Origin of the sequence: Streptomyces sp. GQFP (assembly GCF_021545335.1) — a bacterium.
Taxonomy (GTDB): domain Bacteria; phylum Actinomycetota; class Actinomycetes; order Streptomycetales; family Streptomycetaceae; genus Streptomyces.
The window spans coordinates 7,412,807-7,435,729 of record NZ_CP089312.1; the positions used below are offsets into that span (position 1 = coordinate 7,412,807).

At 70.7% G+C, this 22,923-nt stretch carries 22 protein-coding genes; 9 read left to right on the forward strand and 13 right to left on the reverse strand.

Translation table 11 applies throughout. The features are described from left to right. Positions 1–80 precede the first annotated feature (80 nt). From LUX31_RS33595 to LUX31_RS33630, 8 genes are all read right to left on the reverse strand, one after another. Positions 81–1,562 carry a hypothetical protein gene (locus LUX31_RS33595; RefSeq protein ID WP_443046020.1) on the reverse strand — a complete coding sequence of 494 codons (1,482 nt, stop codon included), beginning with the start codon at positions 1,560–1,562 and terminating at the stop codon, positions 81–83. 250 nt (positions 1,563–1,812) lie between these two features. Continuing rightward, positions 1,813–2,778 carry an N-acetylglucosamine kinase gene (locus LUX31_RS33600; RefSeq protein WP_235479074.1) on the reverse strand — a complete coding sequence of 322 codons (966 nt, stop codon included), beginning with the start codon at positions 2,776–2,778 and terminating at the stop codon, positions 1,813–1,815. Beyond that, positions 2,775–4,040 carry a 6-phospho-beta-glucosidase gene (locus tag LUX31_RS33605; protein ID WP_235479075.1) on the reverse strand — a complete coding sequence of 422 codons (1,266 nt, stop codon included), beginning with the start codon at positions 4,038–4,040 and terminating at the stop codon, positions 2,775–2,777. The genes LUX31_RS33600 and LUX31_RS33605 overlap by 4 nt, the downstream gene beginning before the upstream one ends. After that, complete coding sequence (locus tag LUX31_RS33610; RefSeq protein ID WP_443046021.1) at positions 4,037–4,954, reverse strand: carbohydrate ABC transporter permease; 918 nt, start codon at positions 4,952–4,954, stop codon at positions 4,037–4,039. The genes LUX31_RS33605 and LUX31_RS33610 overlap by 4 nt, the downstream gene beginning before the upstream one ends. A 5-nt stretch (positions 4,955–4,959) precedes the next feature. Beyond that, complete coding sequence (locus LUX31_RS33615) at positions 4,960–5,919, reverse strand: carbohydrate ABC transporter permease (RefSeq protein WP_235479076.1); 960 nt, start codon at positions 5,917–5,919, stop codon at positions 4,960–4,962. A gap of 3 nt (positions 5,920–5,922) precedes the next feature. Beyond that, the gene (locus LUX31_RS33620; protein ID WP_235479077.1) at positions 5,923–7,254 is read right to left on the reverse strand and encodes an ABC transporter substrate-binding protein; all 1,332 of its coding nucleotides are present in this window, start codon (positions 7,252–7,254) and stop codon (positions 5,923–5,925) included. Positions 7,255–7,390: 136 nt separating this feature from the next. Then, positions 7,391–8,617: an ROK family transcriptional regulator gene (locus LUX31_RS33625; protein ID WP_235479078.1), complete on the reverse strand. Its 1,227-nt coding sequence runs from the start codon at positions 8,615–8,617 to the stop codon at positions 7,391–7,393. 241 nt (positions 8,618–8,858) lie between these two features. Further along, entirely contained in the window at positions 8,859–9,953 is a 1,095-nt protein-coding gene (locus tag LUX31_RS33630; RefSeq protein ID WP_235479079.1) for a mechanosensitive ion channel family protein, read from the reverse strand. A gap of 336 nt (positions 9,954–10,289) precedes the next feature. Here LUX31_RS33630 and LUX31_RS33635 point away from each other — a divergent pair, with 336 nt between their 5' ends. Continuing rightward, the gene (locus LUX31_RS33635; protein WP_235479080.1) at positions 10,290–10,826 is read left to right on the forward strand and encodes an HNH endonuclease; all 537 of its coding nucleotides are present in this window, start codon (positions 10,290–10,292) and stop codon (positions 10,824–10,826) included. Positions 10,827–10,970: 144 nt separating this feature from the next. Here the strand turns inward: LUX31_RS33635 and LUX31_RS33640 are convergent, their stop codons facing one another. The 3 genes from LUX31_RS33640 to LUX31_RS33650 all read right to left on the reverse strand — a co-directional run bounded on the left by LUX31_RS33640 (position 10,971) and on the right by LUX31_RS33650 (position 13,817). Continuing rightward, complete coding sequence (locus LUX31_RS33640; RefSeq protein ID WP_235479081.1) at positions 10,971–12,350, reverse strand: ABC transporter permease; 1,380 nt, start codon at positions 12,348–12,350, stop codon at positions 10,971–10,973. 199 nt (positions 12,351–12,549) lie between these two features. After that, positions 12,550–13,287 (reverse strand): ABC transporter ATP-binding protein, encoded by a 738-nt coding sequence (locus LUX31_RS33645; protein ID WP_235479082.1) that lies wholly within the window; start codon positions 13,285–13,287, stop codon positions 12,550–12,552. Next, positions 13,284–13,817 carry a PadR family transcriptional regulator gene (locus LUX31_RS33650; protein WP_235479083.1) on the reverse strand — a complete coding sequence of 178 codons (534 nt, stop codon included), beginning with the start codon at positions 13,815–13,817 and terminating at the stop codon, positions 13,284–13,286. Before LUX31_RS33650 ends, LUX31_RS33645 begins: the two co-directional genes overlap by 4 nt. 184 nt (positions 13,818–14,001) lie before the next feature. On the opposite strand from LUX31_RS33650, the gene LUX31_RS33655 reads away from it, so the two are divergent. From LUX31_RS33655 to LUX31_RS33665, 3 genes are all read left to right on the forward strand, one after another. Continuing rightward, entirely contained in the window at positions 14,002–14,217 is a 216-nt protein-coding gene (locus LUX31_RS33655; RefSeq protein ID WP_235479084.1) for a hypothetical protein, read from the forward strand. Continuing rightward, complete coding sequence (gene malQ / locus LUX31_RS33660) at positions 14,218–16,305, forward strand: 4-alpha-glucanotransferase (RefSeq protein WP_235479085.1); 2,088 nt, start codon at positions 14,218–14,220, stop codon at positions 16,303–16,305. 67 nt (positions 16,306–16,372) lie between these two features. Beyond that, on the forward strand, positions 16,373–16,636 hold the full coding sequence (locus tag LUX31_RS33665; protein WP_235479086.1) for a hypothetical protein: 264 nt from the start codon (positions 16,373–16,375) through the stop codon (positions 16,634–16,636). Between the two features lie 97 nt (positions 16,637–16,733). Here LUX31_RS33665 and LUX31_RS33670 read toward each other — a convergent pair whose 3' ends face one another. Next, positions 16,734–17,246, reverse strand: coding sequence for a MarR family winged helix-turn-helix transcriptional regulator (locus tag LUX31_RS33670; protein WP_235479087.1), 513 nt, complete (start codon positions 17,244–17,246; stop codon positions 16,734–16,736). A gap of 128 nt (positions 17,247–17,374) precedes the next feature. Between LUX31_RS33670 and LUX31_RS33675 the strand changes: the two genes are divergently transcribed. Further along, the gene (locus LUX31_RS33675) at positions 17,375–18,313 is read left to right on the forward strand and encodes an EamA family transporter (protein WP_235479088.1); all 939 of its coding nucleotides are present in this window, start codon (positions 17,375–17,377) and stop codon (positions 18,311–18,313) included. A 217-nt stretch (positions 18,314–18,530) separates the two neighbouring features. Further along, positions 18,531–18,986 carry an ArsR/SmtB family transcription factor gene (locus LUX31_RS37740; RefSeq protein WP_328285716.1) on the forward strand — a complete coding sequence of 152 codons (456 nt, stop codon included), beginning with the start codon at positions 18,531–18,533 and terminating at the stop codon, positions 18,984–18,986. 68 nt (positions 18,987–19,054) lie between these two features. Here LUX31_RS37740 and pepN read toward each other — a convergent pair whose 3' ends face one another. Beyond that, positions 19,055–21,646 carry an aminopeptidase N gene (pepN, locus tag LUX31_RS33685; RefSeq protein WP_235479089.1) on the reverse strand — a complete coding sequence of 864 codons (2,592 nt, stop codon included), beginning with the start codon at positions 21,644–21,646 and terminating at the stop codon, positions 19,055–19,057. A gap of 111 nt (positions 21,647–21,757) precedes the next feature. Here pepN and LUX31_RS33690 point away from each other — a divergent pair, with 111 nt between their 5' ends. The 3 genes from LUX31_RS33690 (at position 21,758) to LUX31_RS33700 (ending at position 22,893) form a co-directional block, all read left to right on the forward strand. Beyond that, positions 21,758–22,258: a DUF1203 domain-containing protein gene (locus LUX31_RS33690; protein WP_235479090.1), complete on the forward strand. Its 501-nt coding sequence runs from the start codon at positions 21,758–21,760 to the stop codon at positions 22,256–22,258. A 70-nt stretch (positions 22,259–22,328) separates the two neighbouring features. Next, a complete protein-coding gene (locus tag LUX31_RS33695; RefSeq protein WP_235479091.1) occupies positions 22,329–22,559 on the forward strand; it encodes a ribbon-helix-helix domain-containing protein in 231 nt (76 codons plus the stop codon). A 10-nt stretch (positions 22,560–22,569) separates the two neighbouring features. Continuing rightward, complete coding sequence (locus LUX31_RS33700) at positions 22,570–22,893, forward strand: type II toxin-antitoxin system PemK/MazF family toxin (protein ID WP_328285717.1); 324 nt, start codon at positions 22,570–22,572, stop codon at positions 22,891–22,893. Positions 22,894–22,923 lie beyond the last annotated feature (30 nt).

Below are 22,923 nucleotides of genomic sequence, written 5' to 3' on the forward strand. Positions count from 1 at the left end.
CCCCTCTCATCGCCCGAACTTCCTTGCCGCCGCACTCCCTTGTACTGCGTCGTACCGCATCTCTACCGTGTCGGACCGCATCAGCGGTACTCCGACAGCCTGCGCCCGATGCCGAGCACCGCGCCCGCCGCCCCCAGGACGGCGAGGGCGCCGGCGCCCACCGGGAGGCCGGTCATCGCGTCCCGGCCGTTCCCGGCGGCCTGCCGGAACTCCGTCTGCTCGTGCCCGATGGCCGTCTTCAGCGCCGTGTCGACGTTGTCGAAGCACTCGCCGGTCGGCTTGTCGTCCTTGCCGCCTATGACCTTGGCGAGCGCCTGCTGGAAGTCACCCGACTTGTACGCCGTCTGCGCCGTCTTGTGGCGCTTCTCCCACTCCTCCATGCCGCCGACGGCCTTGGTGACCGGCTCCTTGCCCGCCCCGTCGTCGGCGAGCCGCTCCGCCTCGGCCAGGCCCTTGCCGAGCGTGCTCATGTCCACCTGGAAGTCGTTGTCGTAGGCGTCGACGACCGTGCCGTCCTTCAGCTCGGTCGTCTCCGCGCCGCGCGCCACCAGCGTCAGGTTCTCGTTGCCGCGCGCCTTCAGGGAGGCGATCCGGGCGTCGTGCAGGACGTTCAGCGAGCGGATGCCGTGGTCGTAGGAGTCGTTGAGGCCCGAGCGGGCGAAGCTCTGCCCGGCGACCAGCCACAGCAGGACGATCGTCGCGGTGGCCGTCGCCGCCACCAGACCGTGGTTCAGCACCCGGTTGGTCCGCCGGTAGTTGCGCCGCTGGGCCCAGACCAGGGCGCCGAGCACGACGACGCCGAGCCCGATCGCCGCCCATGGGTACGAGGTCGCGTCCGCGTAGTCGGAGCGCAGCCGTTGGTTCTCCCTGGCGTAGAGCTTCTCCGCCTCGGGGAGCATCTCGTCCTGCATCTTCTCGTTGGCCAGGCGCAGATACGAGCCGCCGACGGGGAAGCCCAGCCGGTTGTTGGCGCGGGCTCGCTCGATGTACCCCGTGTACTCCGTCAGCAGCTCGTTGAGCCTGGCGATGGTCGCCGCCGACGGGGAGTCGGGCTCGGAGTTGGTCGCGGCGTCGGAGAGCTTCGCGGCGGCGTTGCGGATGTCCCGCTGGTAGCGCTCGCGGGAGTCCGCCGTCTCGTCACCGCCGGCCAGGAAGCCGCTGGAGGCCGCGGTGTTGGCGTCGGCGAGGGAGCTGTAGATGTCCGCGGCGGCGGAGCTGAGGGGCTGGCTGTTGTGCAGCACGTCGTCGGCGGCGGACGAACGGTCCGTCATCTGCCAGGCGGTGACGGCGCCGAACGCCACGACGAGCGCGGCGAGCAGGGCGCCGATGATCCGCAGCCGGCCCGGCTCGGTGGTCGCGGCGGCCCGCAACTGGTCGACGCCCTCGGCGAAGGCGGTGCGGCGCGGCGGCTGGGGGGCGCCGGGGGCCGGACCCGTGCCCGCCTGTGCCGGGACGGCGGGCGGGGGCGGGGCGGCAGGCGTGCCGGTCGTGCCCACTGTGCCGGGCGAGTTGGGCGCCGGTGGTGCCGCACTGCTCGTGGATGTCACTGTGACCTCCCCCATGGTCATCCGTCACCGCCAGTATCGCCCCCGGCACTGACAATCCGCACCGGCCTTCACTGGATCTTGATCGGATCGCAGTGCGGCCGCGTTGTGTTGCAGTGCGGAGGCGTTGTGCGGGGGCGCGCTGTCCTGCATTCGGACATACCCGCGCTCCCCGCACCACCCCTCTGCCCATGAATACGCCGCCGGAATCTGTTCGGTTCCCGTACGAAGGGGGTCAGACCTCGTATCAGCCCTGGTGTCGGTCCTCTCAGTCCTCGTAGAAGCTCCGTACGCGCGCGTGCACCTCCGCCGGGGCGTTCGTGTGGTCGAGGCCCAGCAGTGCCGCGCCCAGCACCGGCCGTGCCGTCACCACTTGGGCGACCGCCTTGGGCGCCCGTGCGGCCAGCAGTTCGGTGATGCGGTCCGTCAACCGGGCGTGCTGGGCGGCCAGTACACCGCCGCCGAGCAGAACGGGCGTCTCCTCTTCGAGGAGACCCAGGCGGTTCAGCGCGACCGTGGCCATGGCGACCACCTCCTCCGCCAGCCGGTCCACCAGGGCGCACGCCACCGGGTCACCGTCCGCCGCCGTCGCGAACAGCACCGGCGTCAGCTCGTGCCGCCGCGCGTTGTCGACGTGCCCCAGGTGCAGGGCCTCGATCAGCGCGTACATGGAGGTGAGCCCGAAGTGCGCGGGCAGGGCGGTGAGCAGCGCCGTCGGTCCGCCCCGCCCGTCCTCCGCCCGTGCCGCATGCCACATGGCCTCCTCCGACAGGCCCCAACCGCCGCCCCAGTCCCCGGAGATGCGCCCCAGCGCGGGGAACCGGGCGGTGCGGCCGTCCGGGGTCATCCCCACGCAGTTGATGCCGGCGCCGCAGACGACGGCGACCCCGCGCGGCTCGGTGATCCCGGCCCGCAGGATCGCGAAGGTGTCGTTGCGTACGTCGACACTCGCGCCCCACGCGCGTGCCCGCAGCGCGGCCGTGAACTGCTGTTCCTCCACGGGGAAGTCGGCGTTCGCGAGACACGCCGAGACCCGGTCGACGGAGGTGACCCCGGCGGCGGTGAAGGCCTCGTCGACGGCGGCGGCCAGCCCGGAGACCGCCACGTCGAGGCCGTAAGTCGGCGGCCGGAACCCCCCGCCGCGCGCCGTGGCCAGCACCTCCCCGTCGGCGGCGACCACCGCCACGTCGGTCTTGCTGTTGCCGGCGTCGACGGCGAGGACGTGTGCGGTCATGCCCACGCGAGATGCTCCCGGTTGTGCGCGATCAGAGTGTCGGTCAGGGTCTCCGCGTAGTCGTACTGTCCGACCAGCGGATGGGCGAGAAGAGCCCGGAAGACCCGGTTCCGCCCGCCGTGCAGAGCGGCCTCCAGGGCAAGTTCCTCGTACGCGGTGACATTGGCGATCAGTCCCGAGTACAGGGGGTCAACCGCGCTTACGGGCAGCGGAGTCGGCCCCTTCGGGCCCACCACCGCCTGGGTCTCGATCACCGCGTCGTCCGGCAGGAAGGGCAGTGTCCCCTTGTTGTACGTGTTCACCACCTGGTAGGGACTGCCGCCCCCGCCCAGCAGTGACGCGGCGAGGTCGACCGCCGCCTCCGAGTAGAAGGCGCCGCCGCGCTTGGCGAGCAGCTCCGGCTTCTCGTCCAGGGCCGGATCGCCGTACATGCGCAGCAGTTCCGCCTCCATCGCCGCGACCTCGGCCGCCCGGGAGGGCTTGGTGCGTAGTTCCCGTACGACGTTGTCGTGGGCGTAGTAGTAGCGCAGGTAGTAGGAGGGGACCGTCTCCAGGCTGTCCAGGACGGGGCGCGGAAGACGGAGGTCGTCGGCGATGGCGTCGCCGTGTTCCGCGAGGAGCCGGGGGAGGACGTCCTCGCCCTCGGGGCCGCCCAGGCGGACGCCCGTCTCCCAGGTGAGGTGGTTGAGGCCCACGTGCTCCAGGTGGATGTCGGCGGCGGTCACCCCCAGCAGTGCGGCGAACTTCCGCTGGAAGCCGATCGCCACGTTGCACAGGCCGACCGCTTTGTGGCCGGCCTCCAGGAGGGCGCGGGTGACGATGCCCACCGGGTTGGTGAAGTCGATGATCCAGGCGTCCGGGTTGGTGCGCCGGACGCGCTCGGCGATGTCCAGGACCACCGGCACCGTGCGCAGCGCCTTGGCGAGACCGCCCGCGCCGGTGGTCTCCTGACCGACGCAGCCGCACTCCAGCGGCCAGGTCTCGTCCTGCTGCCGTGCGGCCTGGCCGCCGACGCGCAGTTGCAGCAGCACGGCGTCGGCGCCCTCGACGCCCTTGTCCAGGTCGTCGGTCGTGACGATCCGCCCGGGGTGCCCCTGCTTGGCGAAGATGCGCCGGGCGAGCCCGCCGACCAGCTCCAGCCGGTCGGCGGCAGGGTCGACGAGCACCAGCTCCTCTATGGGCAGGGTGTCCCTGAGCCGGGCGAAACCGTCGATCAGTTCCGGTGTGTAGGTCGAGCCGCCGCCGACGACCGCCAGTTTCATCCTTTGACTCCTGTCAGGGTCACGCCTTCGATGAAGGCTTTCTGCGCGAAGAAGAACACGGCGATCACCGGGGCCATGACGAGCAGGGTCGCGGCCATCGTGAGGTTCCAGTTCGTGTGGTGATTGTCCTTGAAGGACTCCAGCCCGTAACTGAGCGTCCAGGCCGCCGGGTTGTCGCTGGCGTAGATCTGCGGGCCGAAGTAGTCGTTCCAGCAGTAGAAGAACTGGAACAGGGCGACGGCGGCGATCCCCGGCTTGGCGAGCGGTATCACGATGCGTACGAGGGTGCGCAGATCGCCGCAGCCGTCGACCTTGGCCGCGTCGAGGTACTCGTCGGGGATGGTCAGCAGAAACTGGCGCAGCAGGAAGATGCTGAAGGCGTCGCCGAAGGCCATCGGGATGATCAGCGGCCACAGAGTGCCCGTCAGATGCATCTGCTTCGCCCAGAAGAGGTACATGGGCACGATGACCACCTGCGGCGGCAGCATCATCGCGGAGACGACGAGCATCATCGCGATCCGGCGTCCCCGGAAGCGGAACTTGGCGAGGGCGTAGGCCACCGGGACGCTGGACAGCACCGTCAGAAGGGTGCCCAGACCCGCGTACAGCAGGGTGTTGCGCCACCAGGTGAGGAAGCCGGGAGCCTGCCAGACCTTCGAGTAGTTGTCCCAGTTCCAGGAGCGCGGCCACAGCGCGCTGGTCAGCGCCTGCTGATCGTCCATCAGGGAGGTGAGGAGGATGAACACGAACGGCAGTACGAAGAACAGTGCGGCCGCGATGCCGAGGGAGTGCACGGCGATCCAGTGCAGCAGCTCCTTGCGGCGGGCGGCGCGGGCCGCCGGGCTCCGACTGGCCGTGGCGGCCGGGCCGTTTGTGGCGGGGGCCGGGGGGCGTGCGGTGACGGTGTTGGTCAAGGGGATCAGTCCTCCACCGTGATCAGGCCGCTGCGGCGGCGCATCAGCAGCGCGGTGAACGCCATGGACAGGATGAACAGCACCAGGGCGACCACGCACGCGGAGCCCGTGTCGAAGCGCTGGAAGCCGAGGGTGTAGACGAGTTGAGGGAGCGTCAGCGTGGACTTCCCCGGGTAGCCGGGCTCGTAGATCTGGCCGGCTCCGGCGCCGATGACACCGCTGGCCGTCTTACCGGCGATGAGGGGCTGCGTGTAGTACTGCATGGTCTGGATGACCCCGGTGACCACGGCGAACAGCACGATGGGCGAGATGTTCGGCAGGGTGACGTACCGGAAGCGCTTCCAGGAGCCGGCGCCGTCGAGTTCGGCCGCCTCGTACTGCTCCTTGGGCACGTCGAGCAGGGCCGCCATGAAGATGACCATGAGGTCGCCGATGCCCCAGAGGGCGAGCAGGGTCAGCGCGGGCTTCGACCAGGACGGGTCGTTGAACCAGCCGGGCTGCGGCAGACCCAGGTCGCCGAGCACCTGGTTGACCGGCCCGGTACCGGGGTTGAGCAGGAAGGCGAAGGCCAGGGTCGCGGCCACGGGCGGGGCGAGGTACGGCAGGTAGAAGAAGGTGCGGAACATCCCCGCACCCGTCTTGATCTTCGTGATCAGCAGCCCGACGCCGAGCCCGAAGGCCACCCGGCACGCCACCATGATCACCACGAGCCACAGGGTGTTGCGCATCGCGGCCCAGAAGAAGGGGTACTGGCTGAAGACGTACGTCCAGTTGTCCAGGCCGTTGAAGGTGGGCGGCTTGAAGCCGTCGTACTTCATGAAGGAGAAGTACACGGTCGACAGCAGCGGATAGACGAAGAAGACGCTGAAACCGATGAGCCAGGGGGAGAGGAACGCCAGCGTGCGCAGCCCCTCCCGGCGGCGCTTCGAACGAAGCGCCGCCGAGTGGCCGGAGAGGATGGCCATGGGCTACTTCGCCTTGGCGATGTCGGTGTCGATCTGCTCGGCGGTCGTCTTCAGCCCCGTGTCCAGGTCCTTGGTCTTCCCGGACTCGTAGTCGTACGCGAGGTTCTGCAGGGTCTCCTGGTAGGCGCTGCCGTTGACCGCGGCGGGCGCGGTGTTGCTGTACTGGTTCTCGGCGATCTTCACGAAGGCCTGCATCGTCGCGTCGTTCTTGAGCTTCGGGGACTTCAGCGCCGCGAACGTCGAGGGGACGTTGTTGATGGCGTTGGCGAAGGAGACGACCGCGTCGGTGTCGGTGGTCATGTACTTCACCAGCTCCCAGGCGGCGTTCTGCTTGCTGCTGGTGCTGGCGAGACCGATGACCGTGCCGGTGAGGAAGCCCTTGCCGTAGGTGTCGGCCTGGTCGTCCGGCACCGGGAAGGGCGCGACGCCCCAGTCGAACTTCACCCCGGCGTCCTTCATCATCCCGCCGCGCCACTCGCCGTCGATGTTCATGGCGATCTGGCCGGTGTGCAGCGGGTTCTGCGCGGACCACTCGTCACCGAAGGTCGCGCGGTACTTCTCCAGCTTCTCGAAGCCGCCGAGCGACTTGACCATGTCCTGCTGCCAGGTCAGGAGCTCCTTGAAGGCCGGGTCCTTGGCGACGTTCGACTTGCCGTCCGAGGAGAAGTACTCGGGGCTCCACTGCGCCGCGAGGTGCGGGACGGTGACCTCGTAGCCGTGGAAGTTCGGCATCCAGCCGAGCTGCGAGTAGCTGTCCCCCTTGGACTTGGTCAGCTTGATGGCGTCGGCCTTGAACTCGGACAGCGTCTTCGGCGGGGAGGTGATGCCCGCCTCCTTGAACGCCGTCTTGTTGTAGTAGAGGCCGTACGCGTCGCCGAGCAGGGGGAGCGCGCAGCGGGTGCCCTCGAACTGGGTGTAGTCCAGCATCGGCTTGGGGAAGGTCTTCGCGGTGTCGATGTTCGACTTCTTCAGGAACGGGTCGAGGTCGGCGAAGACACCGGAGGAGCAGAACTTGCCGACGTTGCTGGTCTCGGGGGAGGCCACCACGTCCGGGGCGTTGGACCCGCCGGCGCGCAGCGCCTGGTTCACCTTGTCGGCGTCGACATTGCCGACGACCTTGACCGTGATGTTGGGGTGCGCCTTCTCGAAGGCCGCGATGTTCGCCTCGATCGCCTTGACCTCGGTGGGGGCGCTCCAGGGGTGCCAGAAGGTGATGGTCGACTTCTGGTTCGGGTCGTCGGTCGCGCCGGAGGTGCTGGATCCGGTGCAGGCGGTCGCGGTCAGGGCGAGCGCCGAGAGGGCGCCGGCGAGACAGACGCGGCTGATTCTGGGCATGACGGAACTCCTTGGCAGAGGGGTGTTCTCGGGGTGGCGGACGTTCGGCGTGCGGGCATGCCGGTGCCAGGGCGGGTGCACGAGTGGTGACGAGAGCGTCAGAAAGGGAGGAGGGGGAGGAGCGGGGACTGGCGGATCAGGGGGTGCGATCCGTGGTGTCGAAGACCTCGTCCCTGGTGGCCGCGAGGGCCGCTTGCAGGGCCCCGCACAGCACGGGCCCGTCGGGGATCGTGCTGAGGCGGATGGCGGGACGGGGTACGGCGAGTTCGGCGAGTTCGGACTGGATCAGGGCACGGAGGGGTTCTCCGCCGGCCGTGATCAGCCCGCCGGCCAGGACGATCAGCTCGGGGTCGATAACCGAGACGATCGAGGCGAGGCCGGTCGCCAGCCGGGTGGCGAACTCGGCGAGGAGTGTCGCTCCCGGTCCGGGGGAGCCGGAGGTCCGCGCCGCCTCAGCGACCACGGCGGCGGCCTTGTCGGTGAGGCTTCCGCCGGGTGGGGCCGCCAGCCCGTGCTCGCGGGCCAGCCGCAGTACGGTCGGCAGCCCCGCGAGTTCGTCGAAGCCGCCCGAGTTGTTGCGGGCGACATGACGCACCAGCGGCGCGCCGGGCACGGGGAGGAAGCCGACCTCGCCGGCGCCCCCGGTGGCGCCCCGGTGCAGTCGGCCGCCGATCACGACTGCCGCGCCGATGCCCCGCTCACCCCACAGGAGGGTGAAGTTCTCACTGCCGCGGGCCGCGCCGATGCGCTGCTCGGCCACGGCTGCGAGGTTGACGTCGTTCTCGACCTCGAAGGGGACGGGGCCGAGCGTGGCGGCCAGTTCCCCCAGCAGTTGGGGGGAGTGCCAGCCCGGCAGGTGGCTGGCGTAGCGCAGGTTGCCGGTGGTGGGGTCGAAGGCGCCAGGTGTGCCGATGACGACCCGGTGCACGTCGGCGCGGTGCAGCCCGGCGTCCTTGACCGCCCCGTCCAGCGACTGCAGGACGCGGTCGACGGCGCCCTGCGCGCTGCGGCCGGGCGTCGGCAGCTCGAACTGTCCGACGGTACGGCCGGTGATGTCGGCCACGGCCGCGCGGATACCCGAGGGGGTGACGTCGAGCCCGGCGACATGGGCGGCGGCGGGGTTCACCGCGTACAGCTGGGCGCTGGGGCCCGGCCGGCCCTCGCTGGTGCCGGTCGCCAGGACCAGGCCGGCGGCCTCCAGGCGGGCGAGGAGTTGTGAGGCGGTCGGCTTCGACAGTCCGGTGAGGTTGCCGATCCGGGTGCGGGACAGGGGCCCGTGCTCCAGGAGGAGTTCCAGGGCGGCCCGGTCGTTCATGGCACGCAGGACGCGCGGGGTGCCTGGCGTGCCTGCGGTTCCTGCCATGGGGGTCTGCACCTGCCTTTCCGTCGTCCAGTTTTTCACGGTCACCGGCGGTGGGTGTTCCACGATGACTGTTAGGAAGGTTTCCTATCGGATGGCAGGAAGGTAGGACCGGACCAAGGCGGGCGTCAAGGGGGGAACCGGAAGGAAAACCGCGCGGAAACGGAGTCGTTACTTGCGCACGCGCAGAGAGGCGGCACCCCGGATTCCGGGGTGCCGCCTCTCTGCGTACTGCTTCGATGTGCTACTTCGATGCGGGCGGGCTCACCAAGGGCGTGGCCGCCTGGGCCTGCGGGGAGCCCGTGTTGGAGTACGCCGAGGGGGCCGCCATACCCGCCGTCGGGTCCGCGGGCGGCTCCTCCTCCGGGGCCGGGAGGAGACCGCCGACGATGCGGATGCCCGCCGCGTCCAGGGCTCGCTTGACGCGCCAGCGCAGCTCCCGCTCCACCGTCAGGGCCTTGCCCGGCATCGTCTTCGCCGAGAGGTGGATGACCATCGAGTCGAGGAGCACGCTGTCCAGGCCCAGGATCTCGATCGGGCCCCACAGCATCTCGTTCCAGGGCTCTTCCTTGCTCATCTGCTCGCCGACCTCGGCGAGCGTCGCCTTCACCCGGTCCAGGTCCTCGTCCGAGCGGACGGTGACGTCGACGCCGGCCGTGGCCCAGCCCTGGGAGAGGTTGCCGATGCGCTTGACCTCGCCGTTGCGGACGTACCAGATCTCGCCCTGGTCGCCGCGCAGCTTGGTCACGCGCAGCCCGACCTCGATCACCTCACCGGACGCCACCCCGGCGTCGATCGTGTCGCCGACGCCGTACTGGTCCTCCAGGATCATGAACACGCCGGAGAGGAAGTCCGTCACCAGGTTGCGGGCGCCGAAACCGATCGCCACACCCGCGACACCGGCGGAGGCCAGCAGCGGGGCGAGGTTGATCTCGAACGTGCCGAGGATCATCAGGGCGGCCGTGCCCATGATCAGGAAGCTCGCCACCGACTTCAGCACCGAGCCGATCGCCTGCGAGCGCTGCCGACGCCGCTCCACGTTCACCAGCAACCCGCCGAGCGCGGTGCCGTCGACCGCCTGGGCGGTGCGGTTCATCCGGTCTATGAGCTTGGTGATCGCCCGCCGCAGCGTCATCCGCAGGACCGCCGCGATCACCACGATCAGCAGGACTCTGAGCCCGATCGACAGCCAGGTCGACCAGTTCTGCTCGACCCAGCTCGCGGCGTTGGTCGCGCTCTCCTGGGCGTCCTGGAGTGACGGGACCAGCGCGGTCGGTGACTCCGAGGGAGTCGGCGACGGCGACGAACCGGCGGCCAGTAGGACGGCGGACAAGGACACGGCGGGTACCTCCAAAGCGGCCTGCCCCCGGCACGGATGGTTACGGCGGTCAGCTCGTCGGTCAGCTGGTGATTCAGGTCACGGAAAGGTCACCGGAAGGACAGAACCACCACACTAACGGGGCAACGTGTGCGGATCGGCGCGATGTTCGAGGGAGAGACCGTGCTCACCTGGGGATAGAAGAGGGTGTGGTCCCGGGGAAGTGCACAAGGTGTGGTCGAAAACACTCCCAGCCCGTTACCGGGACGTGGTGGCGCTGCCACCAGGCGAGAGGGGAGACTGACTGCAGATCGTCCCGGCGCGAGCCACGCGCCGCCGACGCCCAAGGAGGCATCCGTGCCGCATGTCCTGGTACTCAACGCGTCGTACGAGCCACTCGGCGTCGTACCGCTCCGCCGCGCGCTCGTCCTCGTCCTGGAGAACAAGGCAGTCTCCTTGGAGGAATCGGGCGCCTTTATGCACAGCGCGACCGTTACTGTCCCCGCACCCAGCGTGGTCCGGCTGAAGAGGTTCGTCCGGGTTCCCTATCGGGGGCCCGTTCCACTGACCCGTAGGGCACTGTTCGCCCGCGACGGCGGCCGGTGCATGTACTGCGGCGCCGCCGCGACCAGCGTCGACCACGTCATCCCGCGTTCCCGCGGCGGTCAGCACCGCTGGGACAACGTGGTGGCGTCGTGCCGCCGCTGCAACCACACCAAGGCGGACCGCCATCTCTTCGAGATCGGCTGGCGGCTGCGCCACAAACCCGCCCCGCCCACCGGTCTCGCCTGGCGCATCATCGGAACCGGGCATAGGGACCCGCGCTGGCTGCCATACCTGCAGCCGTACGGCGCGGACGACGCGTTGGCCCGGATCGACGGCATCTCAGCCTGACGTCCGGGCTTTCGTATACCTGAATTCATCTGAATAGGGAGTACCCAGTACCCGCACACCTGTACGGATTCTCCGTACGGTACGGATGCGATCCGGCCCCGGGAACCCCCGTTCCCCAGGGCCGGATCTCTCATGCCCGGGCGCTCACACGTACCGCAGCTCCGCCGGCCGCGCCGCACGGCGCAGCAGCGGCAGCGAGGTGGCCGCGGCGAGCAGGCACGACACGTACACCGCGGGCGGCACCAGCAGCGCCGTGTACGGCACCGAGCGGCTGCCGTCGTGGGCGATCGCCGCGAACCAGCCGCCGATCAGCAGGCCTCCGGTGCCCGCGAGGAGCAGCGCCGGTGCCAGGGGCAGGGCCGTCTCCAGGAGCAGCGCCCGGCCGAGCACCGCACGCGGCACCCCGGCGGCGGCCTGCGCGGCCAGGCCCCGGCGCCGGGTCGCCACCGACTCGGCGGTGCCGACGCCGAGCCCGCACAGCGTGATCACCAGGGCGACCAGCACGGCGGCGCCGGTCAGGTCGACGCCGGTGGTGTAGAAGGACATGGGCGTGGCCAGCATGTGTTCCCCGCGCTCACGGAGCGAGGTCAGCAGCACCTCACGGACACCGACGAACCCGGTACCGACGGTGGTCACCAGCAGCACCGCCGCATGGGTCCGGGCGGCGGCCCAGGGATCGTCGCGCAGCCGCTCCGCCGCGATCAGTGTCGCCGGGTCGGAGGTACGGGCGGCGAGGATCCGCCCGGTCCAGCGGGCGGTGGCACCGGTCAGCCACAGGGCGCCCATCCCGGTCACGATCACCACGGAGAACACCAGCACCGGCGCGGTCGCGTACCCGCCGAACGTGTCCGGCGCCAGCAGCACCCCCACGAGCAGCAGCCCCAGAACCGCCGTCGGGAACGGCATCCCCGGCCCCCGCCCCTCACGCGGCGGCACCCGCCGGACCCGCCCCAGCGGCGAGGCGACCACGCGCCGCAGCGCCAGTACGCCGACGAGCGAGCCCAGCACGGGCACGGCGATCGCGACCAGCGCGACCCCGACCCAGAAGGCGACCGGCGGCTGCCGCCACTCTCGCAGCAGGAACAGCACGCAGAACACGGTGGCGAGCGCCGAGCCGAGCAGACAGGCGAGCCCCGTCTCCAGCGCCGCGATCCGCCGCACCTGCGCGGCCCCGGCCCCCGCCAGCCGCAGCGCGGCCAGCCGCCGGTCCCGGTGCACGGCCCCGACCCGCGCACACTGCCCGAGAAACCCGAGCACGGGCACGAGCAGCAGCACGAGGGCGAGAACGATGCCGGAGCGCTCCCCCTGGTGGTTCAGCAACCCGGAACCGAACGACACGGAGTACTGCCCACGAATCGAGGCGACGGCCACGGCGGCCAGCGCGAACCCGGTAGCGAGCGCCGCCCCGACCCCCGTGAGCAGAACCCGCCACCACTCCCGCCGATCGGAACCCCGGGTGAGCAGCCAGGCGAGGCGGAGATCGGCGCGGAGGGGGCTGCTTCGGAAAGCCTTACTGGACGTCATGAGGTCCCCTCCGGGGAGCCGACGGCCGTGCCGTCCGGCCGGGCTTGGCCGCCGGAGTGTGGTGCGCGGGCCGCATGCGCGTTCCGCCGGTCGGCGTGCCGGGAATGGGAGCGGCGGGGCTGTGGGGCCGGTCGCGAGCCGGGTCCCGGGGATCCGCCGCCGGAACCGCCGGAACCGTCGGCGGAAACGCTGATCGGCGTCACGGTGTCACCTCCGTCGACGTCTCAGCCTCGTCGGCTGCGACGACAGCCCCGTCGCTCAGCCTCAGCTCTCGGTCCGCGTACGCCGCCACCTGGGCGTCATGCGTGATCAGGAGGACCGCTGTGCCGGAATCGCGGGCCGTGTGGGTGAGTGCTGCCATCACCTGCTCGCCCGCGAGGGAGTCCAGGGCGCCCGTCGGCTCGTCGGCGAAGATCACCTTCGGGGCCGTGACCAGGGCGCGGGCCAGCGAGACGCGTTGGGCCTGGCCGCCGCTCAGCTCGCCCGGGCGCAGCGTCTCCTGGCCCAGTACTCCGAACCGCTCCAGCCATTCGCCCGCCTGTTCGTGCGCCGCCGCGCGCGAGGTTCCGGCGAGGAGCAGTGGCAGTGCCACGTTGTCGAGGACGGTCAGTTCCGGGATCAGCTGGCCGAACTGGAAGACGACCCCGAACTCCGTGCGCCGCAGCTCGCTCAGCCGCCGCTCGGGCATCGTGTCGAGCCGCTCCCCGGCGTACTCGACGGTGCCCGTGTCCGGCCGGACGATCCCCGCCAGACAGTGCAGCAGCGTCGACTTGCCGCTGCCGCTCGCCCCCGTGACGGCCAGGATCTCGCCCGCCCGCAGCGCGACCGAGGCGCCGCGCAGTGCGGGCGTCCTGCCGTGCGTCTTGGACAGGCGGCTCGCCGTGAGGAGGGGTGGTGAGGCCTGCCCCTCGGGTATTTCCCCGTTGGTGGTGGTCATGCCGTGTCGACCTCCGCGGTCAGTGTGGTGAGCCGGGCCGCCGTGGTGGTCATCCAGCGGAGGTCGGCGTCGAGGTGGTTGAGGGCGTAGTCCGCCGAGAGCACGGTCGAGAGGTCCGAGCCGGGCGCGGTCTTGACCGCCGTCAGCTCCCGCATCCGCGCCATGTGTGCGGCCCGCTGGTCCAGCAGATACGCGGCCGGGTCCCCGCCGGCCAGGATCGCGACGACGACCTTGGCGAAGATCTCGTTGACGACGTGCGGCGCGGGTGCGCTGATCTGCCGTATCCAGTCGGTGAGTTCGTGTTCCCCCTTCGTCGTCGCCCGGTACTTCGTCCGCTCGGGGCCGCCGTCCGCGTCGGTGCCGTCGACCTCCGCGAGGCCGTCGCGCACCAGGCGCTGCAGGGTCGTGTAGACCTGCCCGTAGGCCAGCGGACGGGCCTGCGGGAAGCGTTCGTCGTGCCGTCGCTTGAGGTCGTAGCCATGGCTCGGCCCTCCGGCGAGCAGCCCCAGCAGGATGTGGCGGGTGCTCATGCCGGTCATTATGCACTCGCTACATGTACTGAGTGAATAGTGGAAGGTGATGGACTTGGTCGTGCGAGCGGCGGAAGAACCACGGAATGTGAGCTTCGGTGCCGTGGTTCGTCCGTTCATACACGTCTGCCGTCCCGCCCACTGGGTAGGCCTGCGAAGGAAACCCGCCAACAAGGAGGCCTCCGTGGCCGTACCGGCCTACATCTTCAGTGCCGAGAGCATCGCCGTCGAGGCGCCGCTCACCAGCGAGCCGCCCCTGCCCGCCGCCGAGCCGCTCACCAGTGAGCCCCCGCTCGCGGACGCGGAGGCGATGACCAGCGAGCACGCCGAGGCCGAGGCGGACCCCACGGGGCTGTACGAGGGTCCGGTGCCCGCGCTGTCGGAACTCGCGGGGTTGTAGATGACCGCAGACCAGCCGGCCGAGGGTGGGGAGCGGGTCGCGCTTGTTCGGCTTGCCGAGCTGTACGGCGTCTCCTCCTCCTTTCGGCCCTCCCCGGACCGGACCGTCGCCGCCTCCGACTCCGCGCTCGTCGCCGTGCTGGGCGCGCTCGGTGTCGATGCGGGCAGCGCGGAGGCCGTCCGGGACGCCCTCGACGCCCGGGAGCGGGAGCTGGCGGCGCGGCTGCTGCCGCCGACCGTGGTGTGTGGCGCCGACGGTGCGGCGACCGCGTTGGCCGGGCTGCCGTCCGGTACGCGGCTTCGTGTCCGTACCGAGCAGGGCGAGGTCGGTGACTCCGTCGATCAGCTTCCGCCCGGTGTGCATCAGCTGGACGCCGTCGCGCCCGACGGACGTACCGCCCGCGCCCACCTCGTCGTCGCCCCGGCCCGGCTGCCCACGCCCACCGGACGCTCGTACGGCATCCTCGTGCAGCTCTACTCGCTTCTCTCCCAGCGCTCCTGGGGCATGGGTGACCTCGGTGATCTCGGGGAGCTGAGCTCCTGGGCCGGGCGGGCGCTGGGGGCGGGGTTCGTGCAGGTCAACCCGTTGCACGCGGCTGTGCCCGGGGCGCCGACCGATCCGTCCCCGTACCGGCCGTCCTCCCGGCGCTTTCCCGATCCCGTGCATCTGCGGGTCGAGGCCATCCCCGAGTTCGCGTACCTCGAAGAGGCCGGTGGGCGGGTGCGCTCGCTGCTGGAGCGGGCCCGGCGGCTGCGGGAGTCGGTGCTGGACAAGGGTGCGCTGATCGACCGGGACGCCGTGTGGGAACTCAAGCGCGAGGCGCTGGAGCTGGTGTGCGCCGTGCCGCTCGGGCCCGGGCGGCAGGCCGAGTACGCCGACTTCCTCGCGCGGGCCGGTGAGGCGCTGGAGGACCACGCCACCTGGTGCGCGCTGGCCGAGACGCACGGCTCGGACTGGTCCCGCTGGCCGGCCGGTCTCCAGGACCCCCGCTCCGCCGAAACCGCCCGCGCCCGGCGCGAGTTGATGGACCGCGTCGACTTCCACTCTCACCTTGCCTGGCTCACCGACACCCAGCTCGCCGACGCCCAGCGGGCCGCACGCGACGCGGGCATGCCCGTCGGGATCGTCCACGACCTCGCCGTCGGGGTGCATCCCGGGGGCGCCGACGCCTGGGCGCAGCAGGAGTACTTCGCGGCCGGCATGTCCGTCGGCGCGCCCCCGGACGCCTTCAACGCGCGCGGCCAGGACTGGGGCCTGCCGCCCTGGAGACCCGACCGACTGGCCGAGTCCGGCTACACCCCGTACCGCCAGCTCCTGCGCTCCCTCTTCGGCTACGCGGGCGCCCTCCGCATCGACCACGTCATGGGCCTGTTCCGGCTCTGGTGGGTGCCCCAGGGGCAGGCGCCCACGGAGGGCGCGTACGTCCGTTACGACGCCGAGGCCATGCTCGCCGTCCTCGCGCTGGAGGCCTCGCGGGCCGGGGCGGTCGTGATCGGCGAGGACCTCGGGACCGTCGAGCCGGGCGTCCGGGAGACGCTGCACGAACGCGGGGTGCTCGGTACGTCCGTACTGTGGTTCGAACGGGACTGGGACGGCGACGGGCGACCCCTGCCCCCCGAACGCTGGCGCGCCGACTGCCTCGCCACCGTCACCACCCACGACCTGCCGCCCACCGCCGCCCGCCTCACCGGCGACCACGTCGAACTCCGCGACCGGCTTGGCCTGTTGACCAACCCCCTGGACGAGGAACGGGACGCCGCTTCCGCCGACACGGGGGAGTGGCTGACCCTGCTCTCCCGCCTCGGCCTGCTGGAGGGGTGCAGCGGCGGTCACTCGGGCGCGGTGGAGGAGGCCGAGATCCAGGCCGTCCACCGCTTTCTGCTCCGCACCCCCGCCCGCATGATCGGCGTCTGGCTCCCGGACGGCGTCGGCGACCGCCGCCCGCAGAACCTGCCGGGTACGTGGGACCAGTACCCGAACTGGCGCCTGCCCATCGCCGACGCGGAGGGCCGGCCGGTGACGCTGGAGGAACTGGCGGGGTCGTCCCGGCTGTGGGCGCTGATGGAGGTGCTCAGAGAGGGCGGGTGACCGTGGCCGGGCCCTCATACGGCACCCCGGGCGCGCGGCCCCGCCGGGCGTTCGCTACTTTTGCACCGTGGACAACAAGAACGCCCTGCGCGCCGGTGCACTGGTCGCCGGTACGACGCTGATGATGCTGCTCATGACGTCTCCCGCGCTCGCGCTCACCCGCGACGACGGTGACGACCCCGGCCATGGCCTGAGCGTCATCGAGACGCTGGGCCTCTATGTCGTCGCCCCGATCGGCCTGTTCGCGGTCATCGCGGGTCTGGTGATGGTCCTGGACAAGTCCTCGGACCGCGCCCCGAAGGCCGCCAAGCCCGCCAAGGCGAAGGCCTGATCTCTCCTTCTGATCGTTCCGAGGACGCCGTTCTCCATCCCATCAGCCATGGGGATCCCATCAGTCATGGGGTGGGAACGGCGCCCTCGGCCTGTTCTCAGCCCTCCGTCGCCGTCAGCAGCTCCCGCAGCAGGTCGGCCAGTTGGCCGGCCTTCTCCGGGTCCAGGGCGGCCAGGGCCTCGGTCTGGGCGTCGACACCGGCCCCGACCGCTTCGTCGACGCGGCTCAGTCCCTCCTCCGTCAGGGTGACCTGGAGGCCGCGCCGGTCGTGGGGGTCGGGGGAGCGGCGTACCAGCCCGGCCCGCTCCAGCTTGTCGAGGCGGCCGGTCATCCCGCCGGTGGTGAGCATCAGCGTCGACGACAGCTGACGCGGCGAGAGCGTGTACGGCTCACCGGCCCGGCGCAGCGTCGCGAGCACGTCGAACTCGCCGCGCCCGATCCCGAACCGCGCGTACGCCTTCTCCGTCCGGTCGCCCATCGCGCGCGCCAGCCGGTAGATACGGCCGAAGACCTCCATCGCGGCGGTGTCCAGATCGGGGCGCACCACCGCCCACTGGTCGATGATCGCGTCGACGGGGTCCCTGCGCTGCTGCGGCGGCTGTGCACTCATGCGCCGAGTATCACCGAGGATCGGGCGCCAATGGTCACACGTAAGAAAGTTGCTCACAAGGAAGTAGCTTGACTGCAAGTTGCTTAGCGCTAAGCTAATTACCGCTGACCTACTTGAAGGGTGGGCCCATGCCCGCGAACCGCTCCGCCCATCTCCCCGTCATCCTCCTCACTGCCCTCGCCCCCATCTCCTGGGGCACCACCTACGCCGTCACCACGGAGTTCCTCCCGCCCGACCGCCCCCTCTTCACCGGTCTGCTGCGCGCCCTGCCCGCCGGTCTCTTCCTGCTCGCGCTGACCCGGGTGCTGCCGCGCGGCGCCTGGTGGTGGAAGGCGGCGGTGCTGGGCGCGCTCAACATCGGCGCCTTCTTCCCGCTGCTGTTCCTGTCCGCGTACCGGCTGCCGGGCGGTATGGCGGCGGTCGTCGGGTCGGTCGGCCCGCTGTTCGTCGCCGGGCTCGCGACCGTGTTCCTGGGCGAGCGGCCGACCGTACGGACCCTGCTCACCGGTATCGCGGCGGCGCTCGGCGTCAGTCTGGTCGTGCTGAAGGCGGCCGGGGCGCTGGACACCGTGGGTGTGCTGGCCGCCCTCGCCTCCACCGCGTCGATGTCGACGGGCACCGTACTGACGAAGCGCTGGGGCCGTCCGGACGGCGTGGGCCCGCTCGCCCTCACCGGCTGGCAGCTCACCGCGGGCGGCCTGCTCATCGCGCCCCTCGCCCTGCTCGTCGAGGGCGCCCCGCCCGCGCTGGACGGCCGGGCGGTCGGCGGATACCTCTACCTCGCGCTGGCCAACACGGCCGTGGCGTACTGGCTCTGGTTCCGTGGCATCGGCCGCCTCACCGCGACCCAGGTCACCTTCCTCGGCCCGCTGTCCCCGCTGACCGCCGCGATCGTGGGCTGGGCGGCCCTCGGCCAGGCCCTGACACCGCTTCAACTGGCGGGCATGGGGCTGGCGTTCGGGGCGACGGTGGCGGGGCAGCTGGGGGTACGGGGGTCAGGGTCCGCCCCTGTGGTCGGGGGTGGGGTGCGGAAGGTCCGGGTTCCCGTCCTGGAGCCGCGCCGCTGATCGGACGATCCGGGCGTTCAGGTGAGCAGGGCGGCGACCTCGTCGCGGATCGACGGCATGGCGGTGTACAGGGTGCCGGGGCAGTCGGTGGACGCCCAGTGCCGGTGGCCGCCGATGACCGGCGCGGGCCGGCTGACCTCGCAATGTGCTGCTTCCTCTTTATCCGAGGGGCACCTGTTTCCCGGTTTTCCTCACGCCAGGTGAGGCGTCCGAAGGCATGGACGCGGGTCTCGACGCGATCCTCGACATCCCCGGGCCGCGCGTACTCCGCGAACCGGGGATTCTGGACAAGGTGAGCGGCGCTCCCGCCTGGGCCGGGCAAATTGGCCGACATTCAGCCGCGCAAGGAATTCGCCCGAACGGTCCGGACCTATTACGACGTCGCCCGCGCCCGGGCCCTGCTGACGGGACCGGTGAGACAGCAGCCCAGAACCCCCGGGCCCCGCTCGCCGCGCTCCTCGGCACGCCCCGCGTCGTCATCCTCCAGGCGACGGCGGTCGGTGCGACGACCGGTGAACTCGCCCGCGCCTCAGGGGTGTCGGCGGCGTCCGCGACCCGCCACACCACCGTGCTGCGCGACACCGGCCTCCTCGTCAGCCACCGCCACGGCCCGGCCGTCCTGCACACCCTGACACCCACGGGCGCGGCGCTGCTGCGCCCGGACCCGGCGTAGAACGCGGTCGAGGGCGCCCCGGTATCTATCCGGGGCGCCCCCAACTCCGTACGACTACTACCGGCTGCCTACTCGGCCGCCGCGTCCGCCGCCTGGGCCCTGAGCGCGCGCTCGATGCCGGAGCGGGACTCCGAGACGAGGCGGCGCAGGGCTGCGTTCGGCTCGGCGGATTCCAGCCAGGCGTCCGTCTTCGCCAGGGTGTCCCGCGACACCTGGATCGCCGGGTAGAAGCCGATGGCGATCTGCTGGGCGATCTCGTGCGAGCGCGAGTCCCAGATGTCCTTGACCACCGCGAAGTACTTGTCGGTGTACGGCTCAAGGAGCTCGCGCTGGTCGGTCTGGACGAAGCCCCCGATCACCGCCTCCTGGACGGCGTTCGGCAGCTTGTCGGACTCGATGACCGACGCCCACGCCTCCGCCTTGGCCTCCGGCGTCGGACGGGCCGCCCGGGCCGTGGCGGCGTGCCGCTCACCGGCGGCCGTCTTGTCCCGCTCGTACTCGCCCGCGATCTGGTCCTCGTCGAAGCGCCCGACGGCCGCCAGCCGCTGCACGAACGACCAGCGCAGCTCGGTGTCGACGGCCAGCCCCTCGATCGTCTGCGTGCCCTCCAGGAGGGCGTCAAGCAGGTCGAGCTGCTCCGGCGTACGGGCCGTGGCGGCGAAGGCGCGGGCCCACGCCAACTGGTGGTCGGAGCCCGCCTCGGCGGCCCGGAGGTGGGCCAGCGTGGCGTCCGTCCAACGGGTCAGCAGGGCCTCGCGGGCGGTCGGGTCGGCGTACAGGTCGATCGCCAGCTTCACCTGCCGCTGGAGCGACTGCACGACGCCGATGTCCGACTCCTTGCCGATGCCCGACAGGACGAGGGAGAGGTAGTCGCGGGTGGCCAGTTCGGCGTCGCGGGTCATGTCCCAGGCGGAGGCCCAGCACAGCGCGCGCGGGAGCGACGCCTCGAAGTCGCCCAGGTGCTCGGTGACGAAGGCGAGGGACTCGTCGTCCAGACGGACCTTGGAGTAGGAGAGGTCGTCGTCGTTGAGCAGGACCACGGCCGGACGACGCCTGCCGACCAGCTGCGGTACGGCCGTCAGTTCGCCGTCGACGTCCAGCTCGATCCGCCCGGCGCCGTTTTGACTGTCCTCGCGCAGCAGCTTGCCGCTGGCCTCGTCGAGGTCGTACAGACCGACGGCGATCCGGTGCGGCCGGAGGGTGGGCTCACCCTTCGCACCGGCGGGCAGCGCGGGGGCTTCCTGCCGAATGGCGAACGAAGTGATGACCCCGTCCGCGTCCGTCTCGATCTCGGGACGCAGGATGTTGATGCCGGCCGTCTCCAGCCACGACTTCGACCAGGCCTTCAGATCGCGCCCGGAGGTCTCCTCCAGCGCGCCGAGCAGGTCGCTGAGCCGCGTGTTGCCGTACGCGTGCTGCTTGAAATAGGCCTGCACGCCCGCGAAGAACGCGTCCATGCCGACGTACGCGACGAGCTGCTTCAGTACGGAGGCACCCTTGGCGTACGTGATGCCGTCGAAGTTGACGAGGACGTCGTCGAGGTCGCGGATCTCGGCCATGATCGGGTGGGTGGACGGCAGCTGGTCCTGGCGGTAGGCCCACGTCTTCATGGAGTTGGCGAACGTGGTCCAGGAGTGCGGCCAGCGCGAGCCGGGCGCGTAGGCCTGGCAGGCGATGGAGGTGTAGGTGGCGAACGACTCGTTCAGCCACAGGTCGTTCCACCACTCCATGGTGACGAGGTCGCCGAACCACATGTGCGCCAGCTCGTGCAGGATGGTCTCGGCGCGCACCTCGTAGGCGGCGTCGGTCACCTTCGACCGGAACACGTACTGGTCGCGGATGGTGACGGCACCCGCGTTCTCCATGGCACCGGCGTTGAACTCCGGCACGAACAGCTGGTCGTACTTCTTGAACGGGTACGCGTAGTCGAACTTCTCCTGGAACCAGGAGAACCCCTGCCGGGTCACCTCGAAGATGGCGTCGGAGTCGAGGAACTCGGCGAGCGAGGGCCGGCAGTAGATGCCCAGCGGCACGGTCTGCCCGTCGGCCTCGTACACACTGTGGACCGAGTGGTACGGCCCGACGATGAGTGCGGTGATGTACGTCGAGATCCTGGGCGTCGGCTCGAAGCGCCAGACGTCGTCCTTGGGTTCGGGCGTCGGCGAGTTGGAGATGACGGTCCAGCCGGACGGCGCGGTCACCGTGAACTGGAAGGTCGCCTTGAGGTCCGGCTGCTCGAACGAGGCGAAGACGCGGCGCGCGTCCGGGACCTCGAACTGGGTGTAGAGGTAGGCCTGCTGGTCGACGGGGTCGACGAACCGGTGAAGCCCCTCACCGGTGTTGGTGTAGGCGGCGTCGGCGACGACACGAAGGACGTTGCGCCCGGCGAGCAGCCCCGTCAGGGCGATCCGGGAGTCCTTGAAGACCTCGTCGGGGTCGAGGGTGTCCCCGTTGAGCGTGACCTCGTGGACGGCCGGGGCCACCAGGTCGATGAAGGACTCCGCGCCGGTCTCGGCGGAGTCGAAGCGCACCGTGGTCACGGACCTGTAGGTGCCGCCCTCCTGCGCGCCGGAGAGATCGAGTTCGACCTCGTACGAGTCAACGGTGAGCAGCTTCGCCCGCGCTTGCGCCTCTTCGCGGGTCAGGTTTGTGCCAGGCACGCGGTCATCTCCTCGTATGTGTGGGTTGCGCCATCCTTCCATGGGATCCGTGGCCGACGCGATGTCCGGAACCCGCCGGTGAGCGGGCTGGACAGGCGCGAACGTGGAGCCATGACGACACACGCGACAACACGCATCACGTACGCCGTACGACCCATTGACCCACTGATCTTGAAAGGGCTGCGTTCTGCTGACGATGCCGGGCGCGAGTTGGTTCCCCTGACGGACGCGGAGGGCGGCTCACCGCTGCGCTGCTGCCTGCGGCACAGCACGCCCGGGGAGCGGATCGCCCTCATCTCCTACGCCCCGCTGCGGCGGTGGGCGGCGGAGACGGGGGCGGAGCCCGGGCCGTACGACGAACAGGGTCCGGTGTTCATCCACGCGGAGGCGTGCGAGGGGCCGGTGGCGGCGGGGGAGGGGTTCCCGTTCGCGCGGGCGCGGCGGGTGCTGCGGCGGTACTCCCGGGAGGGGCGGATCGTCGGGGGGAGGCTGGTGGAGCAGGTGGACGAGAGCGCGTTCGAGGAGGCGTTCGCCGATCCGGGGGTGGCGGTGGTGCATGTGCGGGCGGTGGAGTACGGGTGCTTTCTGTATGAGGTGAGGAGGCGGGGCTGAGGTGCCGATCAAGAGGTGAACGGTAGTACTATTAGTAGCCTCTCCATTCCTACCGTGCTATCTTTGAGGCATGAAGATCAGTGTGAGTCTGCCGGAGGATGATGTCACCTTCGTCGATGAGTACGCGGCCAAGAAGGCTGCGGAATCCCGGTCCGCCGTGATACATGCCGCCATTCAGATGCTGCGCGAGTCGGCACTCGAAGAGGAGTACCTCGCTGCATGGGACGAGTGGTATGCGAGCGAAGACGCGGAACTGTGGGACCGCACGGTGGGGGACGGCATCTCAGATGAATCGCGGTGAGATCTACTTGGTGGACCTCGACCCCGCAGTGGGTAGCGAGGCGAACAAGACGCGCCCGGCGATCCTTGTGACCAACAATGCCGCCAACCGCATGGCGGACCGCGCGGGGCGAGGTGTCCTGGCAGTCGTGCCGGTGACGTCGAACATCACGCATGTGCGGCCGTTCCAGGTGTTGTTGCACGCGGCCGAGTGCGGCCTGAGGGTGGACTCCAAGGCGCAGTGCGAACAGATTCGGGCCCTCGACTTCTCCAGGATCGGGCACCGCATCGGAACGGTGCCACCGCATGCGCTCAAGGAGATCGACCGGGCGCTTCGGCAGCAACTGGCGCTCTGACGCGTGAAAAGAGGGGGGTGCCCACCGGTA

Coding starts and splice junctions, on each gene's coding strand:
- LUX31_RS37740 (WP_328285716.1), top strand. CDS start 18,531: ATGGACGCGGGTCTCGACGCGATCCTCGACATCCCCGGGCCGCGCGTA.
- LUX31_RS33675 (WP_235479088.1), top strand. CDS start 17,375: ATGCCCGCGAACCGCTCCGCCCATCTCCCCGTCATCCTCCTCACTGCC.
- LUX31_RS33620 (WP_235479077.1), bottom strand. CDS start 7,254: ATGCCCAGAATCAGCCGCGTCTGTCTCGCCGGCGCCCTCTCGGCGCTC.
- LUX31_RS33645 (WP_235479082.1), bottom strand. CDS start 13,287: ATGACCACCACCAACGGGGAAATACCCGAGGGGCAGGCCTCACCACCC.
- LUX31_RS33670 (WP_235479087.1), bottom strand. CDS start 17,246: ATGAGTGCACAGCCGCCGCAGCAGCGCAGGGACCCCGTCGACGCGATC.
- LUX31_RS33695 (WP_235479091.1), top strand. CDS start 22,329: ATGAAGATCAGTGTGAGTCTGCCGGAGGATGATGTCACCTTCGTCGAT.
- LUX31_RS33625 (WP_235479078.1), bottom strand. CDS start 8,617: ATGGCAGGAACCGCAGGCACGCCAGGCACCCCGCGCGTCCTGCGTGCC.
- LUX31_RS33615 (WP_235479076.1), bottom strand. CDS start 5,919: ATGGCCATCCTCTCCGGCCACTCGGCGGCGCTTCGTTCGAAGCGCCGC.
- LUX31_RS33690 (WP_235479090.1), top strand. CDS start 21,758: ATGACGACACACGCGACAACACGCATCACGTACGCCGTACGACCCATT.
- malQ (WP_235479085.1), top strand. CDS start 14,218: ATGACCGCAGACCAGCCGGCCGAGGGTGGGGAGCGGGTCGCGCTTGTT.
- LUX31_RS33650 (WP_235479083.1), bottom strand. CDS start 13,817: ATGAGCACCCGCCACATCCTGCTGGGGCTGCTCGCCGGAGGGCCGAGC.
- LUX31_RS33600 (WP_235479074.1), bottom strand. CDS start 2,778: ATGACCGCACACGTCCTCGCCGTCGACGCCGGCAACAGCAAGACCGAC.
- LUX31_RS33640 (WP_235479081.1), bottom strand. CDS start 12,350: ATGACGTCCAGTAAGGCTTTCCGAAGCAGCCCCCTCCGCGCCGATCTC.
- LUX31_RS33595 (WP_443046020.1), bottom strand. CDS start 1,562: ATGGGGGAGGTCACAGTGACATCCACGAGCAGTGCGGCACCACCGGCG.
- LUX31_RS33605 (WP_235479075.1), bottom strand. CDS start 4,040: ATGAAACTGGCGGTCGTCGGCGGCGGCTCGACCTACACACCGGAACTG.